Origin of the sequence: Streptomyces sp. I05A-00742, assembly GCF_013055795.1 — a bacterium.
Taxonomy (GTDB): Bacteria; Actinomycetota; Actinomycetes; order Streptomycetales; family Streptomycetaceae; genus Streptomyces.
The window spans coordinates 1-19,121 of sequence record NZ_JABETO010000021.1 but is presented as its reverse complement, the minus strand read 5'-3'; the positions used below and the strand labels follow the sequence as shown (position 1 = coordinate 19,121).

The following is a 19,121-nucleotide window of genomic DNA, read 5'->3' as shown; positions in this document are numbered from 1 at the left end:
CCGATTCAAGAAGACGCGTTCTCCTTCGTGGTCACGGCGGGCAATGCTCAGCAGGTGACGGGCAGTTCACGCGGGCCGCGCACCAGCAATCCCGGGCGGTACGGGAGAAGAGCCGGGTCCACGGCCGGCCGCAGGTCCGGCAGGGCGTCGAACAGCAGCGGCAGGGCGACCGCCGCCTCCAGCCGGGCCAGCCGGGCGCCGAGGCAGAAGTGCGGACCGTGGCCGAACGCGGTGTGCGGGGCGGCGCGGTCCGCCCCGGGCAGATAGCGGCCGGGCCGGAAGGCGTCCGGGGCGGGGAACGGTACGGGGTCCCGGTTGGCCGCGGCGAGGACGACGAGGACCGAGGCCCCGGCGGGTATGACCGCTCCCCCGCCGAGGTCCACCGCCTCCGTGGTCCGCCGCCAGGTGGTCCCCTCCAGCGGGCTGGCATGCCGCAGGGTCTCCTCGACCACGGCGTCCCACCGCCCCCCGGTGCCGTCCCGCCGGGCGGCCGACAGCTCGCCGGGGTGGGTGAGCAGCAGCAGCGCGGCGGAGGCGAGCAGGTTCATGGTGGTTTCGTAGCCCGCGAACAGCAACAGGAAGGCCATGGCCAGGAGTTCGGCGTCATCCAGGCCACCGTCCCGGACGTCGTGCACCAGGGAACTGAAGAGGTCGTCGCCGGGAGCGCGCCGCTTCTCCGCGATGAGGGCGGTGAAGTACGCGTGGAGCGCGGTCCACGCCGCGTCCACCGCGCCCGGCGCCAGCGCGTCGGCGGGCGACCCGACGCGGTACGTCCACTCCCGCAGATCCGCCCGGTCCGCCTCCGGAACGCCCAGCACTTCCCCGATCACCAGGACGGGCAGCGGGAAGCCGAACGCGTCGACGAGGTCGACGGTGCCCTCGCGCTCCAGCCGGGCGGACAGCTCCCCGGTCAGCCCGGCGGTCAGCTCCGCGATGCGCGGGCGCAGGGCGTCGACGCGACGCGGTGTGAACGCCGCCGTGGTCAGCCGCCGCAGCCTGGTGTGGTCCGGGGCGTCGGAGTTGAGCATGTGCCGGGCCAGGCAGGCCTGGGCGCGCCGCGCCGGCGAGTCGGGCCGCGGACGCCCCGCCGCCCGAGGCGGCACATTGGAGAAACGCGGGTCGGCCAGCACCTCCCGCGCCTCCCGGTATCCGGTCACCAGCCACGCGTGCGTACCGTTCGCGAGCCCCACCCGCGCGGCCGGCCCGCGGGCGCGCAGCCCTGCGTAGTACGGGTAGGGGTCACGCGCGAAGGCGGGGTCCGCCGGGTTCAGAAGATCGGCCACCCGCACATCCTCACCGATCGAGGGGCGCGGGCACCGGTGGCACAACGGTCAGCGCGAACCGGCCCGTTCTGTGGGGTTCCCACAAGTTGACCGGGGTGCACGGCTCCGGCCGTGACCGCCGTCACGTGCGGCCTCCACCGGTTCGGGGGCGCTCACGGGCGGACCTGGTCGCCCCTGTCGAGGAGGGGGATGCGGCCGGTGCCACCGTGGTGAATGCCGGCGCGGCCCGTCCCGACGGTCATCCAGCGGTGCTGCGCCACCCGTACGTTCGACCCGGCCGCTGCTCAATCCGGGTGCCGGGCGCCGCCCCGTCCGCCGTCGGCCCGTGGCGCCGGCCACAGCCAGCGGGTGGCGAGGAGGGCGACGCAGCCGCCGGCCAGGTTCAGTGCGACGCGTACGACGGTCGCGTACCAGGGCACGGGCTCGTCGAAGTCGCTGAGGAGCAGCAGGAGGGTGGGGGAGGCGAGCGCCCAGTAGGCGTAGTTGGCCGGGCGGAAGGCGTAGGCGGCGGCGCCCGAGGCGCCGACGAGGGCCGCCACGGTGTAGGGGCCGGGGTGGCACAGCAGCAGCAGTGCGGCGGCCACGCCGCCGAGGCTGTTGCCGATCAGGCGCTTGGCGAACTTGACGCCGGTCTCCTCGCGGGTGGGCCGCAGGGTGAGGAGGAGTGAGGTGACCAGCCAGTGGCCCTCGCCCCAGAGGGTTCCCTGGATGCCGGTGACGGCCGCGGCCGTGCCGGTGAGGACGGCGAGCCGGGCGGCGTGCCGGAGCCGGGCGGTGTTCGGCGGTGGCGGTGCGGGTGGTGTCGGGGGCTTCGGAGGTTCCGGCGGGCCGGCCGGATCGCGGGCGGGCGGTGGCGGGTCGGGACGCGCCCGGTCCCCGGCCGCCGAGGCACGGCGGCGGCGGGGCAGGAGCAGCGCCGCCGTCCATACGCAGCCGACCAGTTGGGCGAGTCCGGGTACCGGCAGGCCCTCCGTCGGCGTTCCGTCGACGCCGGTGATTCCCGTCAGGAGGACGGCGAGGGCCGCCGTGGCGCCCACCCGGCGCAGCATCGCCCCGGCGAAGGCGGTGAAGCCCACGCCGAGGGCGAGGGCGAGCACCCCGTGGCCGGCGAGGGCGGTGTAGGCGCCCGCGGCGGTCGTCCAGGCGCCGCGCACGGCGAGGCAGCGGGCGCGTTCGGCCCGGTCCGCGCCGGCCGGGAAGGGCATCGCGAGCAGGACGGCCGGCAGGGCGACGGCCGCGCCGGTGCCGGGGTGGCCGGTGGCGGTGCCGACGACGAGCGGCACCGTGAGGGCGGCGCCGGCGGCGAGGCCGTCCGCGTAGCGCGGCCGTCCCTCGGGGCGCAGCAGGGCGGCCAGGGCCTTTGCGAGACCCGGAAATCCGCTCCGGGCGGGCCGTCGGGTCATGGGACGGCCGGCGGGGGGCCGGGGGCCGCCGTGGGCAGCCGCACCTCGATCGTCGTGCCGCCGCCGGGCGCGCTGTCCACGGCGAACCGGCCGCCCGCGCTCTCGACGCGCATGTAGTGGCTGGCCAGGCCGATGTGGCCGGCGCGCAGCCGGTCCTGGACGACGCGGGGGTCGAAGCCGGCGCCGTTGTCACGGACGGTCAGCACCGTCTCGTCCCCCTCGGTCACCAGGGTCATCCAGACGTCGGTGGCCCGGGCGTGCTTCACGATGTTGCGGAGGAGCTCGCGGGCGGCCGAGTAGAGCAGGGTCTCGTGGCCGACGCGGCCGGGCAGCCGTACGTCGTAGTGGACGCGGAAGCCGCCGCGCCGGGCGAACCGCTCCCCCGCGGCCTCCAGGGCGGCGCCCAGCCCGGCGGCGGCGAGGATCTGCGGGTGGAGATTGAAGATGATCTCCCTCATCTCCCTTACGGTTCCCCGCACTTCGCTCTGTGCCCGGTCGAGTGCCGCGCGCGCCGCCGGGTCGGTGACGCCCTCCTCGGCCTCCTCCAGGTCGTGCAGGGCGGCCAGCAGGGTCTGCACCGCGCCGTCGTGCAGGGAGTCCGCGACCCGGGACCGTTCCCGTGTCTCGGCGGCGAGCGCGTCGTCCAGCAGCAGCTCGCGGGTGTCGAGGAGTTCGGCCACCCGGAGGCTGCGCCGGGCCAGGAGGACCGCGATGAGGACGGCGGCGCCGACCGTCCACAGCAGGTACGCCTCGTCGACGACGATGTCCCACGACTCCTCCGCCGGGTGGGACAGGGCGTGCGGCACCGACATCACCGCGTAGCAGACCACGCAGGCGGCGCCGAACACGGCGGTGACCCTCGGCATCTGCCACAGCACGGTGGCCGTGGCCCAGAGGAAGTAGGCGTAGCGGACCGGGGAGTCGGGGCCGCCGGAGACCGCCGCGAGCGCGGTGATCATCGCGAGGTCGACGACGAGCGCGCCCGCGGCGCCGCGCACGTCGGCCACCGGGCGGCGCTGGATCCACATCAACCGGCCGACGGCCCACGCCAGGTATGCCACGAGCAGGCCGCCGAACCAGTCCGCGTAGGAGCCCTCGGCGGGCTGCCGTCCCGCCATGAACAGCGGGACGACCATGGCGAGCCGGATCCAGGCCACGCGGCGGGACGAGAGCGCCGCCTCCTCGCCCATCCGTTCCTCGCGCCAGCGCGTGGTCATCGGGGCCCGCCCGCAGGGGCCGCCCCGGAACGCCCGGCCGGCCCGCTTCCGTCCAGTCCTGTCCGGCACCGCACGTTTCCGACCCTAGACCGGCTCCCCCGGTCGCGCCCGGCGGGTCCTCCGGCCGGTGGGCGGCATCGCCCCCCGGTGGAGGGTCCGGCCGGAGGACGGAGCCGGGGGCGCGGGGCCTCTAGTGTGGTACGGACGAGGCGCGGGGTACCCGGGAAGCGCCGGGACCGGCCCCACGGCCCGCGCACCGGAAACCCTCGTGTAAGGAGGGACGGCCCCATGAAGTCCTTCGACAGTTGTCCGACCGCCCGAGAACCGGCACTCCCCCTGTCCACCCGGCGCATCGTGCCGTGTCCTCGACAGCCCCGGCGGCCCGGCCGGTGGATCCGGGTGCGCGCCGCGCGCCGCTGCCCCTACCGTCACCGCCCGGGGGCGTGCCCGCTGCGGCACGTCGGCCGGTGAGCGTGTCGCCCGGCATCAGGACGCCCGTCCCGTCAACACACCAGTCCCCGGCGCGCGTTGTGCGGGCGGGGAGCCGGCGCCGGGCGCGCGCCGCCGCCTTTCCCGACGGGCGGTGCGCCCGGCCGCCCCTCCCGTAGTATTCGACCATGGGCGACGAGCAGACCCCCGACTTCGAGCGGATCAGCATCACGGTGCCCCGCGAGCTCGCCGAGCAGCTGCGCGGCCTCAAGGACGCGAACGTCATCGAGTCCGTGTCGGCCTTCGTGACGAGAACGCTGGCCGGCCAGATCGACCGCGACCGCCGCCACCGCGAGAGCGAGGAGCGGCTGCGGCAGGACTTCGGTCTGGACGACGAGTACATCGCCCTGGCCCGCGAGTGGGCGGACGACGCGACCGGCCGCCGCACCCGGCTGCCGCTCGACCAGTACATCGCCACCCGCCGGAGCAGCGCCGCGTGACCGTCGACGCGGTGACCGGTGTCGTCCTCGACGCCGGCTTCCTCTCCGATCTGGCCACCGACCGCAGGATCGAGCACGAGGTCCTCACCGACCGGTGGAGCTGGCACGCCGTCTCGGTCAACGTGCCGCAGGCCGAGCTCGTCCTCGCCGAGCGCGAGAAGCCCGGACGGGCCCGTACGGCACTGGAGCTCCTGCTGGCGCGCTGCGGCCCCTCGGTGCTCATCCGGCCGCTGGACCTGACGGCCGTCGAGGCGGCCGGGGCGATGATGCGCCGCTACGCCCTCGACGACATCGCCCTCGCACACACGGCCGCCGTCGCGGTGCCGTCCGGCTGGACCGTCTTCACCACGGCCCCGGAGCGCTACCGTCCGCTCGGCGACGCCGTCGACGTCTTCGGCCTCGCCTGAGCGTCGGCCGGCTCAGGCCCGGCAGTCACCCCCGGGGCATGTACTCGCGCGGCATCCACCCAGGCGCCCCCGATGCACGCAAAGTACATCCTGTGGCACCCTTGAGTGCAGCACACTGACCCAAGGAGACGCATGGCCGCCGACACCGCCGACATCAAGAGCCGGCTCGACGCCGCCGTCATCGACCCCGCCGTGCGGGAGCTGCGGCCCGACTACCGGGCGCTGCTCATCGCCGCGGAAGGGCTGCGGCCCGGGCCGAGCGACGCCGTGAGCGAGGGGGTGCTGGCCGCGGCGGAGGAGACGGCCCGGCGCCGGTTCGCCGGCACGGCGCCCGAGGACCACCCGCATCTGGCCGCCTGGCGGGAGGCGTTCCGGGCCTTCGGCGCCAAGCCGCAGCGGACCCGGCCCAGCGCGGAGGCGCTGCTGCGCCGCGTCCACACGGGGCTGCCGCGCGTGGACCGGCTCACCGACCTCTACAACGCGGTCTCCGTCGCCCATGTGCTGCCGCTGGGCGGGGAGGACCTGGACCACTACGCCGGTGCCGCCCGCCTGGTCCGGGCCACGGGTGACGAGCCCTTCGAGACCACGGCGGGCGGGGAGACCGTCGTCGAGCACTGCCCGCCGGGCGAGGTGGTGTGGCGCGACGACGCCGGTGTGACCTGCCGCCGCTGGAACTGGCGCCAGTGCGTACGGACCCGGCTGACCGGCTCCACCACCCGGGCCCTGTTCATCCTCGACGCGCTCGGGCCGATGAGCGACGCGGAGCTCGACGCCGCGGGGAACGCGCTGGTGGAGGCGCTGACGGCGAGCAGCCCGGGGGCGACGGTCGCGTCACGGCTGCTGGCGGCGTAGACGCGGGGGCCGCACCCGGAGATCCCTCCGCGCGCGGCCCCCGCACCGCGGCTCAGTGCCCGTCGGGCACCCGCTCCAGGACGAAGACGGGGATCATCCGGTCCGTCTTCGTCTGGTAGTCCGCGTAGTCGGGGTACGCCGCCACCGCGCGCTCCCACCACAGCGCCTTTTCCTCGCCGGTGACCTCACGGGCCCTCATGTCCTGGCGCACCGGCCCGTCCTGGAGCTCCACCCGGGGGTCGGCCACGACGTTGTGGTACCAGACCGGGTGCTTGGGGGCACCGCCCACCGAAGCGACGACGGCGTAGCGGCCCTCGTGCTCGACCCGCATGAGGGGCGACTTGCGGAGCTTGCCGCTCTTCGCCCCTCGCGTCGTGAGCACCACGACGGGCATGCCGCGCAGCGTCGTGCCCTCGGTGCCCCCGGAGCTCTCGTACTGCTCGACCTGGTCCCTGACCCACTGCTCGGGGCTCGGCTCATACTCGCCTTCCAACGGCATGTCAGCTGTCCTCTCGTCGTCGGCGGTTCCCGTGGTGTCCTGCGGTCCGGCGGCCGTTCGGGGCGCCGCAGCCTCGGCACGATCACAGGCATACCACTGCCACTCCCCCGCCACTCCTGCGCGCACCCTTCGTACCGCCGTATCCGGACAACGGCCGCGACGCCCGGGGGCATTCCCCCCGGGCTGAGTGGCTGGACGCTGCTGATCGAGCCCGACGGTTACCTATGGGTCACTGGTGATTGAGCCCCGCCGGCCTCCGCCGGGGCGAGCTGAGCGCGCTGATGCTCCGGGATCCTGCGGCGTCAGCCTCCGAGGTGGCCGGTCAGAGGCTGAACACCGCTCCGCGCGAGGTCCAGCCGGCGCCGAGGACCGTGTCACGCAGGGGGTTCTTCAGCTCCCGCGTGTCGAAGCCGAACGTCTCGGCCCTTCGCCGGCGGCCGTCGGGCCCCCGCTCGTACGTCCACTGCCTGGAAACCGTGGTCATCGCCCCACGGCCGTACTCTGCCGACGTGGCGACCCTGGGTGTGTCCCCGACCCATGTCACCTCCCATTGGCTGGTCGAGGGTGCGCACCTCGTGCTTCCCCGGGACCAGTCGCCTCCGAATGCCCCGCCCTGGCGTCCGGGCGGACGGCCCGGGTTTCCCCGGCGGGCGGCGGGTCACACTCGTTACGACAGCCGCCCGCACCCGGAGGGATCCGATGGATCACACTCAGGCGCCCGTCCTGGAAGCGCTCGCCGACTACCACCGGGTGGGACGGCTGCCGTTCACCCCGCCCGGGCACAAACAGGCGAGGGGAGCCGACCCGGACGTCCGCCGCGAGCTCGGCGACGCCGTGTTCCGCTCGGACGTCCTGGCGTCCGGCGGTCTGGACGACCGGCGGACCGGCGGGCGGGTCCTCGAACGGGCCGAGGCGCTGATGGCCGACGCCGTGCACGCCGAGCACACGTTCTTCACCACCTGCGGCAGTTCGCTGTCGGTCAAGGCGGCGATGCTGGCCGTCGCCAGTCCGCACGAGAAGCTCCTGGTGGGCCGGGACGCCCACAAGTCCGTGGTCGCGGGGCTGATCCTGGCCGGTATCCACCCGGTGTGGGTCGAGCCGCGGTGGGACCCGGAGCGGCACCTCGCGCACCCGCCGTCCGCCGAGGCGTTCGAGCGGGCCTTCGCGGCGCACCCGGACGCCCGCGGGGCGCTGGTCACCAGCCCGACCCCGTACGGGTCGTGCGCCGACCTCGCCGCCGTCGCCGAGGTCTGCCACCGGCGGTCGCGCCCGCTCGTCGTGGACGAGGCCTGGGGCGCCCACCTCCCGTTCCATCCGGACCTGCCGGCCTGGGCCATGGACGCCGGCGCCGACGTGTGCGTGACCAGCATCCACAAGATGGGCAGCGGGCTGGAGCAGGGCTCGGTGTTCCACCTCCGGGGCGGCCTGATCGATCCGGCCGCTCTGAAGTCCCGGGCCGATCTGCTGGGCACCACCAGCCCGTCCGTCCTCATCCTGGCCGGGATCGACGGCTGGCGGCGGCAGATGGTGCTGCGGGGCCGTGAACTGCTGGACCGCGCGCTGGAACTGGCCGCCTCCGTACGGAAGGGGATCGAGCGCATCGACGGGCTGCACGTGAACGACCGCGCCGATTTCACGGGGACGGGACGGGCCGCGGATCTGGACCCGCTGCCCGTGGTCATCGATATCGCGGAGCTCGGCACCACCGGCTACCGGGCGGCCGACTGGCTCCGCGACCGGCACCGCGTCGACCTGCACATCGTGGACCACCGGCGGATCAGCGCCCAGTTCACCCACGCCGACGACGACAGCACGGCGCGGACCCTGCTCACCGCGCTCCGCGACCTCTCCGACCGGGCCGCCGGTCTGCGGCCCGCGCCCGTCGTGGCCGTGCCGTCCCCGCAGGACCTTCGCCTGGAGCAGGCCCTGCCGCCCCGCGACGCCTACTTCGGGCCCGTCGAGGACGTCCCCTGCGACCTGGCCGAGGGCCGGATCGCCGCCGAGATGCTGACGCCGTACCCACCGGGCATCCCCACGGCGCTGCCCGGGGAGCGCCTCACGGCGCCGGTGCTGGAGTACCTGCGCACCGGGGTCGCGGCCGGGATGCACCTTCCGGACGCGGCCGACCCGCGGCTGCGGACCGTCCGGGTGGTGCGGGAGGGACCGGACTCCTGACCGGCCGGCGGGGGCATGGACGGCCTGCCCGGCGGGTGAGGCCCGGACGTCCGACACGGCACGCGAGGCCCGGACGGCCTGCCCGGACGCGGGGCCCGGACGTCCGGCCCCGCACGCGAGGACCCCGGACGCCTGGGGCGTCCGGGGCCGGTGACGACCTCAAGGGTCTTCTTCCGCGGTCCGCGCCGCGTTCACGCGGTCCGCGGCACTCCGTTGGGTGCGCGGCGTCCTGCCGCGCCCCGCGTCACTTCTTCGTGTTCCGTCGTACGTCCTCCACCGCCTCGCGAACGTCGCCCTTGGTCTTCTCCACTCGGCCCTCGGTCTGCATCCGCCGGTCGCCGGTCGCGCGTCCGGTGGTCTCCTTGATCCTGCCCTTGGCCTGCTCCGCCTTGGCCTTGGCCTTGTTCTTGGCGCTCATGGCGCGTACTCCCTTTCGAGGAAGAGGAACGATCCCCCTCACTGGCGAGTGTCCCGCGCCCGCCCGCGATACGCATGTCCCGTACGGCCGAACGGATCCCTGAGCGACCCACGGGTTTCCCTCCGGACGCTTCGGGCACTCGGGGATGCATGGTGCACATCGGCTACACAATGATGACCGAGCAGGCCGGGCCGCGGGATCTGGTCGGGCATGTGGTGGGCGCCGAGAAGGCGGGGTTCGACTTCTCCGTCATCTCCGACCACTACTTCCCCTGGCTCGCCTCGCAGGGCCACTCCCCGAACGCCTGGGCCGTCCTGGGCGCCGCCGCGCAGGCGACGTCCCGGATCCCGCTGATGACCTATGTGACCTGCCCGACGACGCGCTACCACCCCGCCGTCGTCGCCCAGCAGGCGGCCACGGTGCAGCTGCTGTCCGAGGGCCGGTTCCGGCTGGGACTGGGCTCGGGAGAGAACCTGAACGAGCATGTGGTGGGCGGCGGTTGGCCGTCCCCCGACCTCAGGCTGGAGATGCTGGAGGAGGCGACGGGGATCATCCGGGCCCTGCTCGAAGGGCGCACCCTGACCCACCACGGCCCCCACTTCGACGTCGAGCACGCCCGGCTGTGGGACCTGCCCGATCCCGCCCCGCCCATCGGCATCGCCGTCTCGGGTGAGGTCTCGTGCCGGCTCGCCGGGCACCTGGCGGACCTCGTCATCGCCACCGAGCCGAAGAAGGAGCTGCTGGACGCCTTCGACCGGCACGGCGGCGAGGGCAAGCCGCGCGTCGGGCAGCTGCCCGTCTGTTACGACCCCGACCGGGACGCGGCGATCGACCGGGCGCACGACCAGTTCCGCTGGTTCGGACTGGGCTGGAAGGTCAATTCCGAGCTGCGGGACGACCGGGGGTTCAGCGCGGCGACCCAGTTCGTCACCAAGGACGACGTCGCGGGGAGCATCCCCTGCGGGCCGAAGGTCGAGGACTTCGTCGAGGCCGTCCGGCCCTACGCCGAGGCCGGGTTCGACGAGGTCGCCCTGGTCCAGATCGGCGGCGAGCACCAGGAGGCGTTCCTGAAATGGTCGGCCGACGAACTGCTGCCCGCGTTGCGGGAGTTGTGACCGGTCAGGAAAGTCCGCCCGTCGTGCCCAGCGATGCGTCGCTCCTCTCCCGGTCCCGCCCGGCGCGGCGGCTGCTCCGGCTGCCGGGAGTGTATCCGCCGCAGGAGGACTCGTCCCTGCTGGAGGCGGCGCTCCGCCGGGAGCCGCTGCCGGCGGGGGCGCGGGTGCTCGACGTCGGCACGGGGACGGGCGCACTGGCGCTCGTGGCGGCCCGCCGGGACGGGGCCCGGGTGACGGCCGTCGACTCGTCCGCGCGGGCGGTGCTCAACACCCGGCTGAACGCCCTGCTCACGGGGTGCCGGGTCGAGGTGCGGCGCGGGGATCTGCTCGCCCCGGTCGCGGGGCGGCGTTTCGACCTCGTCCTCGCCAATCCCCCGTACGTCCCCTCCCCCGACGGCTCCTTCCCGGGGCACGGACAGGCCCGGGCCTGGGAGGCGGGGGGCGACGGCCGCGCGGTGCTCGACCGGCTGTGCGCGGAGGCGCCGCCGCTGCTGCGGCCGTCCGGGGTGCTGCTGCTGGTCCAGTCGGCGCTGAGCGGGGAGGTCCGGACGCTGGACCTCCTGCGCCGGGCGGGCCTGGAGACGGACGTCGTGGTCCGCAGGTCGATGCCCCTCGGGCCGGTCCTGCGCGGCCGAGCCGACTGGCTGCGGGAACGCGGCCTGCTGGCGGCGGGCCAGGAGGAGGAAGAGGTGGTGGTGATCCGTGGACAGCGCATTCCCTGACCCGGAGCGGGGTGCGGACGCGCCGAAGCCGGCCCGGCGGGTGTCGCGCGAGCCGGGCGGCCCGTTCCTCGTCGAGGGGCCGGTCGAAGTCGTCCTGGACGACGGATCGGTGGTCCGTTCCGACCGTCCGGTGGTGGCCCTCTGCGTGTGCCGCCGCAGCGAGAACTTCCCCTGGTGCGACACCAGTCACCGCCGCCCGGCGTGACGGGAACGGCACCGGGCAACCGTCCATCCCGCGATCCCTGCGGACATCGGAGGCTGACGATGCGACGTCCGGCCGCGCGCGGAGAACTCTCCGGCGCGCTCCTGGAACTGTTCGGCCACGACCCGGGCGACGGCCGTGACCCGCTGCCCGGATCGGCCGCCGCGGCGGCGGCCGATCCCTACGGGGACGACCTCCAACTGGCCCTGTACCTCTGCTACGAGCTGCACTACCGCGGCCTCCCCGGCGTGTCCGACGACTGGGAGTGGGACCCGCGCGTCCTGCGGCTGCGGGCCGCGCTGGAGCGGGAGTTCCTGGCGGCGCTGCGGGCCGACGCGCCGGCCGGGGACGGGGTGGACGCCGCGCTGGCGGCCCTGGTCGTGGAGCCGCGGGACGACGGGAGCGTCGAAGGTGCCTCGTACTTCCTGCGCGACCACGGCACATGGGAGCAGCTCCGCGAGTACGCGGCGCACCGCTCCGTCTACCAGCTCAAGGAGGCGGACCCGCACGCCTGGGCGATCCCCCGGCTCACGGGCAGCGCCAAGGCGGGCCTGGTGGCCGTGGAGTACGACGAGTTCGGCGCCGGCCGGGCCGACCGGGTGCACGCGACGCTGTACGCCGGACTCCTGCGGGACCTGGGGCTCGACCCCACCTACGGCCGCTACGTGGACGCCGTCCCCCCGGCCACCCTGACCACCGTCAACCTGATGTCGCTCTTCGGGCTGCACCGGGCGCTGCGCGGCTGCCTCGTCGGCCACTTCGCGGCACTCGAGTGCGCCTCGCCGCCCGGGTCGCGCCGGATGGTCCGGGCGATGGAACGGCTGGGCACGGGCCCGGCCGCCGTGCACTTCTACGCCGAGCACGTGTCGGCCGACGCGGTGCACGAACAACTGGTCCGGCGCGATGTCGTCGGCGGCCTGCTCCGGCAGGAGTCCGGGCTGGCGGCCGACGTGGAGTTCGGCATCACCGCCACGCGCCGGGTGGAGGAGCGGTTCGAGCGCCATGTCGTGGAGGCGTGGCGCGGGGGCCGCTCCTCGCTGCGGGAGCCGCTCGACGGCTCCGGGGTGGAGGAGGAGCGCCCCTGAACCCTGAACCGGGGCGGCTCCTGAACCGGGGCGGCGGTAGGGTCCCTCTTCGGCAGATCAGCTTGTTCCTTAACATCAAGCCCGGTCGTGTGGTCACTCTTTTGCGCGCTCCCCCAGAGGGGGCACCCCCAGCTATTCAGCCCGCCGCCGCACATCCTCCACCACCGCCCCGTCCAGAGCCGCCCGCACGAGCGCCGCGGCCAGGGCGGGCGTCTCCTCCGGCCCGACCAGGCCCGCCAGCGTCGCGGGCCGCTTCGGCAGGCCGAGGCGGGCGGCGCCCTGGAGGGCCTTGTCGTCGAGGTGGGGACGGATGCCGGGCCAGACGCCCTGGACCTCGCGGAGGAAGATGTCGGTGCCCGCGGGGCCCAGGCCGGGGATCTCCTGGAGGATGTCACGGAGCCGGGCGGGGTCGCCGTCGGCCGCCGCCCGCATACGCCGGACGTCGCCGCCATAGCGGTCGAGCAACAGCTGGGCGCCCTCGCCGAGTTGGGTGGCGGTGCGCTCGTCGTAGCGGCGGTAGCCGCCCGCGCCGAGGGCGTCGACGCGCTGCTGCCAGGTGGCGGCGGCCATCCGGCGCGGGTCCTTCAGACCCGCCTCGGCCAGGCTGCGGGCGGTGGCCACCGCGACCGACGCCCGGATCCGGGCGCTGAGCAGGCAGGCCAGGACGAGGAGGCGGTACAGGGGCTGCGGGGTGTCCCGCAGGCGGATGCCCGCCTCCTCGGCGTACGTCCGCCCGTGGGCCTCCAGCAGGGCCCGTACGGTCCGCCGGTCGGCGGTGGCGTTCACCGTGCGCTCCTCACGGGTCAGTTGAGCAGGCCGGGCCGGTGGGGGAAGCGGTGCCGCTCGATCGCGACGGCGAAGGCGTCGGCGACGTCCTCCGCCGGTGCCGTGCCGTTGCCGGTGAACACACCGTAGGAGGGCGCCGATTCGCCCAGGACGACCTCGTCGGGCAGCCGGGCGGCCGTCAGCAGGCGCGTTCCCTCACCGAAGACGGCCAGCGGCTTCCCGTGCCGGTACGCCTCCTCGACGAACCGGACGGCGGCGGGATCGGCGGCCAGTACCGACACCGCCTGGGCGCCGCCGGGGACGAGGACCGCGTCGTAGAGGACGGAGGCCATGGTGGGCATGGCCCGGTCGACGTCGAGGAGTTCGCCCCCGGCGCCCTGGACCGATCCGTCGTGGGCGGCCAGCACCTCGACGATCGCCCCGTGCGCGGCGAGCCGCCCGCGGACGGCGTTCACCAGCCCGGCGTCGGTCCCGTCGGCGGCCAGCACGGCGATCTTGCGGGTGCGGATACCCGTCCCGGACAGGTTCTCCTGGCTGAGGGCGGGCGAGGCGGCGGTGGTGACGCCGGGGACCGGGGCCGGCGCGGGCAGGCCCAGGCCCTCGGCGACCAGGGTCGCCAGGTCGGCGCTGACGTGGGCCAGGTTCCCCGTCATCCGCTCGCGCACCTCGACGGACCCGACCTTGCCCAGCTCGAAGCGGAACGCCTCGACGATGTGCCGCTTCTCCCAGTCGGCCATGCTGTTCCAGAACAGCGCCGCCTGGCTGTAGTGGTCCTGGAAGCTCTCGCTGCGCACCCGGATCTTCTCGCCGTCGACGCGCTCGGCGTAGTGCCGGAACACGCCGGCCCCGCCGCCCGCGCCCGCGTGCGCGGGACAGCCGCCGCCCAGGGAGTTGGGGAAGTAGTTGGTGCCCGGGTGGATGACCTGCTGGCCGAAGCCGTCGCGGTGGTTGTGGTGGACGTCGGCGACCGGCCGGTTGACGGGGATCTGGCTGAAGTTGGGGCCGCCGAGCCGGATCAGCTGGGTGTCCAGGTAGGAGAAGTTGCGGCCCTGGAGCAGCGGGTCGTTGGTGAAGTCGATGCCGGGCACGATGTTGGCCGTGTGGAAGGCGACCTGTTCGGTCTCGGCGAAGAAGTTCTGCGGGTTGCGGTTCAGGACGAGGCGGCCGACCGGGCGGACGGGCACCTGCTCCTCGGGGATGATCTTCGTGGCGTCGAGCAGGTCGAAGTCGAAGGCGAACTCGTCCTCCTCGGAGACCAGTTGCACGCCGAGCTCCCACTCCGGGTACTCGCCGGCCTCGATGGACTCCCACAGGTCCCGGCGGTTGAAGTCGGGGTCCCGGCCGGCGGTGATCTGCGCCTCGTCCCACACCAGGGAGTGCACGCCCAGCTTGGGCTTCCAGTGGAACTTCACGAAGGTGCCGCGCCCGTCGGCGGTCACGAAGCGGAACGTGTGCACGCCGAAGCCCTGCATCATCCGGAAGCTGCGCGGGATGGCACGGTCCGACATCAGCCACATCAGCATATGGGTGGACTCGGGCTGGAGGGAGCAGAAGTCCCAGAAGGTGTCGTGCGCCGAGGCGCCGGTGGGCATCTCGTTCTGCGGCTCCATCTTCACCGCGTGCACGAAGTCGGGGAACTTGATGGCGTCCTGGATGAAGAACACCGGCATGTTGTTGCCGACCAGGTCGTAATTGCCCTCGCGGGTGTAGAACTTGGTGGCGAAGCCGCGGACGTCGCGGACGGTGTCGGCGGAGCCGCGGGGGCCCTGCACCGTGGAGAAGCGGACGAAGACGGGCGTCCGGCGGCCGGCCTCGGCGAGGAAGTCCGCGCAGGTGAACTCGGACAGCGACGCGTACGGCTCGAAGTAGCCATAGGCACCGGCGCCCCGCGCGTGGACCACGCGTTCGGGGATGCGCTCGTGGTCGAAGTGCGTGATCTTCTCGCGGTTGTGGAAGTCCTCCAGCAGCGTGGGCCCGCGGCGGCCGGCCCGCAGCGCGTTGTCGGTGTCGTCGACGCGGACCCCCTGGTCGGTGGTGAGCGCGTCGTGCGCGGGAGCGGCACGGAACTGTGCCAGCTGCTGGTCCTTGGCGTCCTGTGCTGCCGGGTTGCCCCGGCCTGACTCGGCATGAGCGGGCACGCGCGTACGTCCTTCCTGATCGAGACCTCGTGGTGCGGTTGTCCCCGGGTCGGCGTCGGCACGGCGCCGCTCGCCTCCTCAGGCTCACCCGCCTGCCCTGGGCGGGCAAGCCGAAACGGGCGGTACGGCCGGTGCCGCCGCGTCGGGCGTGCCCCAGGTGGCCCAACGGACGGTGCTGTGCGACGCTTCTTCCTGAGTCGCATTCGCTACGGCGGGTCACGACCGCGAGCCCCGGGTGAACCGGCCTCCGGCGACCGCGCCCCCGCGCCGGACCCCCGACGGCCGGCCGCACAGCAGAACTCCATTCCGCGTCGCCGACAGGCCCCCGCCACCGGACGGAACCCGGTGCGCCGGCAGCCGCCCGGAGAGGACGACGCCTCCCATCCGCAAGGCCGTACCGCACCCGACCGGTGCCCGTACGCGAAGGAGTGTGATCATGGACGAACGACGCTGGACCCGTGCGGTGATCACCGGCGGAGCGGGCTTCGTCGGATCCCACCTGTGCGAACGGCTGCTGGCCGAGGGCACCGAGGTCTGCTGTGTGGACAACCTGGCCACCGGATCGCGCGACAACATCGCGCACCTGGAAGGGAGTCCGGGCTTCTCCTTCGTCCGGGCCGACGTGTCGGACCCCGCCGCCCTGGCCGCGGTCCCCGGCCCCGTCGGCCTGGTCCTCCACCTCGCCTGCCCGGCCTCGCCCGTGGACTATCTGCGGCTGCCGCTCCAGACGATGGAGGCCGGCAGCAACGGCACCCGTGCCGCCCTGGAACTGGCCCGCCGCGACGGTGCGCGCTTCCTGCTCACCTCCACGTCGGAGGTGTACGGCGATCCGCTCGAACACCCGCAGCGGGAGGAGTACTGGGGCAACGTCAATCCGGTCGGTCCGCGCAGCGTCTACGACGAGTCCAAGCGCTACGCCGAGGCCCTGGTGGCCGCCTACCGGCGCACCCACGGCACGGACACCGCGATCGTCCGCCTCTTCAACACCTACGGGCCGCGGATGCGGGCCGACGACGGGCGGGCGGTGCCCAACTTCATCCGGCAGGCGCTCGACGGCGAACCGCTGACGGTGGCCGGGGACGGCAGCCAGACGCGTTCCCTCACGTACGTGGACGACACCGTGGACGGCATCCTGGCGCTCGCCGGGAGCGGGTACCCGGGGCCGGTCAACATCGGCGGCCCGCGGGAGACCACCGTGCTCGAACTCGCCCGGTTCATCGTGGACCTGACGGGTTCCGCCTCCGTGATCGAGTTCGTGGACCGGCCGGTCGACGACCCGGGCAAGCGCCGTCCCGACATCACCCTGGCCCGCCGCCTCCTCGGCTGGGCGCCCCGCGTGGACTGCGCGGACGGGCTCAAGCGGACCGTGGAGTGGTTCGCCCGGTCCGCCGTCGCCTAGTTCCCCGTCCTCGGCGTCCGGAAGCCCGACGCGTCCCCCACCAGCAACGGAGCACGGCATGCGCATCCTCGGTATCAACGCCCTCTTCCACGACCCGGCGGCCGCGCTGGTCGTCGACGGACGGATCGTCGCCGCCGCCGAGGAGGAACGGTTCTCCCGGCGGAAGCACGGCAAGCGCCCGGTGCCGTTCGCGGCCTGGGAACTGCCGGTGCTGTCCGCCCGGTGGTGCCTGGAGCACGCCGGGCTGAGCCCCGGCGACCTGGACGCCGTCGCCTACTCCTACGACCCGGCGCTCGCCCTGCCCGCCCCGGACCTGGGTCTCGACGACCCGTGGGACCACCTGCGGCAGACCTACGCCCGGGAGGCGCCGGCCTTCCTCGCCGATGCCCTGCCGGGCCTGGACCCCGAACGCGTCCGGTTCGTCGCCCATCACGTCGCCCACGCGGCGTCCGCGGGCCTGGCCGCCCCGCACGCCGACAGCGCCGTGCTCGTCCTCGACGGGCGCGGGGAGTGCGCCTCGCACCTGGCGGGCCGCTACACCGGCGGCGACCTGGAGGTCCTGGCGAGCCAGCGGCTTCCGCAGTCCCTGGGCCTGGTCTACGAGGAGCTGACCGAGCACCTGGGCTTCCTGCGCAGCAGCGACGAGTACAAGGTGATGGCCCTGGCCGCGTACGGGAAGCCGCGCTTCCTCACCGAGGTGCGCGAGCACCTGCACGCGACGGGCGACGGCGGCTTCCGCGCGCACGCGGTGCCGTGGTCCGCGCTGACCGAGCCGCGCTCCCCCGGCCAGGAGTGGACACAGGACCACGCGGACCTCGCCGCCAGCACCCAGGCGTGCCTGGAGGAGCTGCTGCTCGACCTCGCCCGCTGGCTGCACGGCCGCACGGGTGCCGAGTCGCTGGCCATGGCGGGCGGCGTGGCGCTCAACTGCGTGGCCAACTCCCGGATCGCCGTGGAGGGTCCGTTCCGCCGTGTGTGGGTGCAGCCCGCCGCCGGCGACGCGGGCACGGCGCTGGGCGCCGCGCTGCAGCTCGCCGCGGACGGGGGGTCCCCCACCGCGCCGATGGACGGCGCCGGCCTGGGCCGCGGCTGGTCCGACGAGGAGCTGCGCGGCTGGCTGGAACGGGCCCGGGTGCCGTACGAGCGGCCGCCGGACATCGCGGCGGCGGTGGCCGAGGAGCTGGCGGCGGACGGCATCGTCGCCTGGTTCCAGGGCCGGAGCGAGTACGGGCCCCGGGCGCTCGGCCACCGGTCGCTGCTGGCCCACCCGGGCCGGGCGGAGAACCTGGAGCGGCTCAACCACGTCAAGGGGCGCGAGGAGTTCCGGCCGGTGGCGCCGATGGTCCTCGCCGACCGGGCGGCCGAGATCTTCGAAGGGCCGTTGCCCAGCCCGTACATGCTGTTCGTGCACGAGGTGGTCCGGCCGTGGCGGGACCGTATCCCGGCCGTCGTGCACGTCGACGGCACCGCCCGGATCCAGAGCGTGGACCCGGCGCGGGAGCCGCTGGTCGCGCGGATGCTCGCGGAGTTCGAGCGCCGCACGGGCCTGCCGGTGGTGGTCAACACCAGCCTGAACACGGCCGGGCGGCCGATGGTCGACGACCCGCGCGACGCGCTGGAGTGCTTCGGCTCGGCGCCCGTGGACCTGCTGGCGATCGGCCCGTACGCGGTCCGGCGCGGCCGCGCGTACGCCGGAGGGAGGGGGACGGGATGAACACGACCGGTTCCTTCGCCTACGCGGTGGTGATCCCCACCGTGGGACGGCCCTGCCTCGCCGACTGCCTGGACGCGCTGGCCTCGTCGGCGGGCCCCGAACCCCGCGAGGTGATCGTCGTCGACGACCGCCGGGGCCCGCGGCACGCCCGGCCGCCGCTGCCGCTGGCGGCCCTGGGCCCGCTGCGCGCCCGCGCGGCGGTGCTGGTCAGTGGGGGCAGGGGCCCGGCCGCGGCCCGCAACACCGGCTGGCGCGCGGCGCACAGCCCCTGGGTGGTCTTCCTCGACGACGACGTCCGGGTCGGGCCCGCGTGGCGGGACGAGCTGACGGGCGACCTGCTGTGCGCGGCGGCCGACGTGGGCGGCATACAGGGCGTCATCGAGGTGCCGCTGCCGGCCGGGCGCCGGCCCACGGACTGGGAGCGCAACACCGCCGGGCTGGCGCACGCGCGCTGGGCCACGGCCGACATGGCGTACCGCGCCTCCGTCCTGGAGGCCGTGGGCGGCTTCGACGAGCGCTTCCCGCGCGCCTTCCGCGAGGACGCCGATCTGGCCCTGCGCGTCCTGGCGGCCGGCCGCCGGCTGGAGCGCGGCAGCCGGACGACCCGGCATCCCGTGCGGCCCGCGGGCCCCTGGGTGTCGGTGCGCAACCAGGCGGGGAACGCCGACGACGCGCTGATGGTGCGGCTGCACGGGCCCGGCTGGTGGGAGCGGGCCGGCGCCCCGCGCGGGCGGCTGCGCGGGCACGCCGCGGTCACCGCGGCCGGTGCCGCGGCGG

General features: G+C 74.6%; 19 protein-coding genes. 11 read left to right on the top strand and 8 right to left on the bottom strand.

Annotated features, from left to right (window positions below):
• Positions 1 to 47: 47 nt before the first annotated feature.
• The 3 genes from HN013_RS20175 to HN013_RS20165 all read right to left on the bottom strand — a co-directional run bounded on the left by HN013_RS20175 (position 48) and on the right by HN013_RS20165 (position 3,903).
• Positions 48 to 1,283, bottom strand: coding sequence for a cytochrome P450 (locus HN013_RS20175; protein ID WP_171168192.1), 1,236 nt, complete (start codon positions 1,281 to 1,283; stop codon positions 48 to 50).
• Positions 1,284 to 1,567: 284 nt separating this feature from the next.
• On the bottom strand, positions 1,568 to 2,686 hold the full coding sequence (locus HN013_RS20170; protein WP_171168190.1) for an FUSC family protein: 1,119 nt from the start codon (positions 2,684 to 2,686) through the stop codon (positions 1,568 to 1,570).
• The gene (locus HN013_RS20165) at positions 2,683 to 3,903 is read right to left on the bottom strand and encodes a sensor histidine kinase (protein ID WP_171168188.1); all 1,221 of its coding nucleotides are present in this window, start codon (positions 3,901 to 3,903) and stop codon (positions 2,683 to 2,685) included. The genes HN013_RS20170 and HN013_RS20165 overlap by 4 nt, the downstream gene beginning before the upstream one ends.
• 617 nt (positions 3,904 to 4,520) lie before the next feature.
• On the opposite strand from HN013_RS20165, the gene HN013_RS20160 reads away from it, so the two are divergent.
• From HN013_RS20160 to HN013_RS20150, 3 genes are all read left to right on the top strand, one after another.
• On the top strand, positions 4,521 to 4,832 hold the full coding sequence (locus tag HN013_RS20160; protein ID WP_171168186.1) for a hypothetical protein: 312 nt from the start codon (positions 4,521 to 4,523) through the stop codon (positions 4,830 to 4,832).
• Positions 4,829 to 5,239 carry a hypothetical protein gene (locus tag HN013_RS20155; RefSeq protein ID WP_171168184.1) on the top strand — a complete coding sequence of 137 codons (411 nt, stop codon included), beginning with the start codon at positions 4,829 to 4,831 and terminating at the stop codon, positions 5,237 to 5,239. The genes HN013_RS20160 and HN013_RS20155 overlap by 4 nt, the downstream gene beginning before the upstream one ends.
• A gap of 132 nt (positions 5,240 to 5,371) precedes the next feature.
• On the top strand, positions 5,372 to 6,091 hold the full coding sequence (locus tag HN013_RS20150; protein ID WP_171168183.1) for a B3/4 domain-containing protein: 720 nt from the start codon (positions 5,372 to 5,374) through the stop codon (positions 6,089 to 6,091).
• 52 nt (positions 6,092 to 6,143) lie between these two features.
• On the opposite strand, the gene HN013_RS20145 is transcribed toward HN013_RS20150, so the two are convergent.
• Positions 6,144 to 6,590, bottom strand: a complete 447-nt coding sequence (locus HN013_RS20145; protein ID WP_171168181.1) for a nitroreductase family deazaflavin-dependent oxidoreductase — start codon at positions 6,588 to 6,590, stop codon at positions 6,144 to 6,146.
• Between the two features lie 322 nt (positions 6,591 to 6,912).
• Positions 6,913 to 7,074 carry a hypothetical protein gene (locus HN013_RS20140; RefSeq protein WP_171168179.1) on the bottom strand — a complete coding sequence of 54 codons (162 nt, stop codon included), beginning with the start codon at positions 7,072 to 7,074 and terminating at the stop codon, positions 6,913 to 6,915.
• Positions 7,075 to 7,289: 215 nt separating this feature from the next.
• Here HN013_RS20140 and HN013_RS20135 point away from each other — a divergent pair, with 215 nt between their 5' ends.
• Positions 7,290 to 8,765, top strand: a complete 1,476-nt coding sequence (locus tag HN013_RS20135; protein WP_171168177.1) for an aminotransferase class I/II-fold pyridoxal phosphate-dependent enzyme — start codon at positions 7,290 to 7,292, stop codon at positions 8,763 to 8,765.
• Between the two features lie 244 nt (positions 8,766 to 9,009).
• Here the strand turns inward: HN013_RS20135 and HN013_RS20130 are convergent, their stop codons facing one another.
• Positions 9,010 to 9,183 carry a CsbD family protein gene (locus tag HN013_RS20130; protein ID WP_171168175.1) on the bottom strand — a complete coding sequence of 58 codons (174 nt, stop codon included), beginning with the start codon at positions 9,181 to 9,183 and terminating at the stop codon, positions 9,010 to 9,012.
• 149 nt (positions 9,184 to 9,332) lie between these two features.
• Here HN013_RS20130 and HN013_RS20125 point away from each other — a divergent pair, with 149 nt between their 5' ends.
• From HN013_RS20125 to HN013_RS20110, 4 genes are read left to right on the top strand one after another with little or no spacing between them, the layout of a single operon-like run.
• Positions 9,333 to 10,298 (top strand): LLM class F420-dependent oxidoreductase, encoded by a 966-nt coding sequence (locus tag HN013_RS20125; RefSeq protein WP_171168173.1) that lies wholly within the window; start codon positions 9,333 to 9,335, stop codon positions 10,296 to 10,298.
• 23 nt (positions 10,299 to 10,321) lie between these two features.
• Positions 10,322 to 11,020 carry a HemK2/MTQ2 family protein methyltransferase gene (locus HN013_RS20120; RefSeq protein ID WP_312018658.1) on the top strand — a complete coding sequence of 233 codons (699 nt, stop codon included), beginning with the start codon at positions 10,322 to 10,324 and terminating at the stop codon, positions 11,018 to 11,020.
• Positions 11,001 to 11,225, top strand: coding sequence for a CDGSH iron-sulfur domain-containing protein (locus HN013_RS20115; RefSeq protein WP_171168170.1), 225 nt, complete (start codon positions 11,001 to 11,003; stop codon positions 11,223 to 11,225). Before HN013_RS20120 ends, HN013_RS20115 begins: the two co-directional genes overlap by 20 nt.
• 59 nt (positions 11,226 to 11,284) lie before the next feature.
• Positions 11,285 to 12,307: an iron-containing redox enzyme family protein gene (locus HN013_RS20110; protein ID WP_171168169.1), complete on the top strand. Its 1,023-nt coding sequence runs from the start codon at positions 11,285 to 11,287 to the stop codon at positions 12,305 to 12,307.
• A 132-nt stretch (positions 12,308 to 12,439) separates the two neighbouring features.
• Here the strand turns inward: HN013_RS20110 and HN013_RS20105 are convergent, their stop codons facing one another.
• A complete protein-coding gene (locus HN013_RS20105) occupies positions 12,440 to 13,093 on the bottom strand; it encodes an endonuclease (protein WP_171168167.1) in 654 nt (217 codons plus the stop codon).
• Positions 13,094 to 13,110: 17 nt separating this feature from the next.
• Positions 13,111 to 15,231 (bottom strand): catalase, encoded by a 2,121-nt coding sequence (locus tag HN013_RS20100; RefSeq protein WP_171168165.1) that lies wholly within the window; start codon positions 15,229 to 15,231, stop codon positions 13,111 to 13,113.
• A gap of 436 nt (positions 15,232 to 15,667) precedes the next feature.
• Between HN013_RS20100 and HN013_RS20095 the strand changes: the two genes are divergently transcribed.
• From HN013_RS20095 to HN013_RS20085, 3 genes are all read left to right on the top strand, one after another.
• On the top strand, positions 15,668 to 16,630 hold the full coding sequence (locus HN013_RS20095) for a UDP-glucuronic acid decarboxylase family protein (protein WP_171168164.1): 963 nt from the start codon (positions 15,668 to 15,670) through the stop codon (positions 16,628 to 16,630).
• 58 nt (positions 16,631 to 16,688) lie between these two features.
• Entirely contained in the window at positions 16,689 to 18,344 is a 1,656-nt protein-coding gene (locus HN013_RS20090; protein ID WP_171168161.1) for a carbamoyltransferase C-terminal domain-containing protein, read from the top strand.
• Positions 18,341 to 19,121 (top strand): glycosyltransferase family 2 protein (locus tag HN013_RS20085; protein ID WP_171168159.1); only part of this gene is annotated, 781 nt, incomplete at its 3' end. The genes HN013_RS20090 and HN013_RS20085, both read left to right, overlap by 4 nt.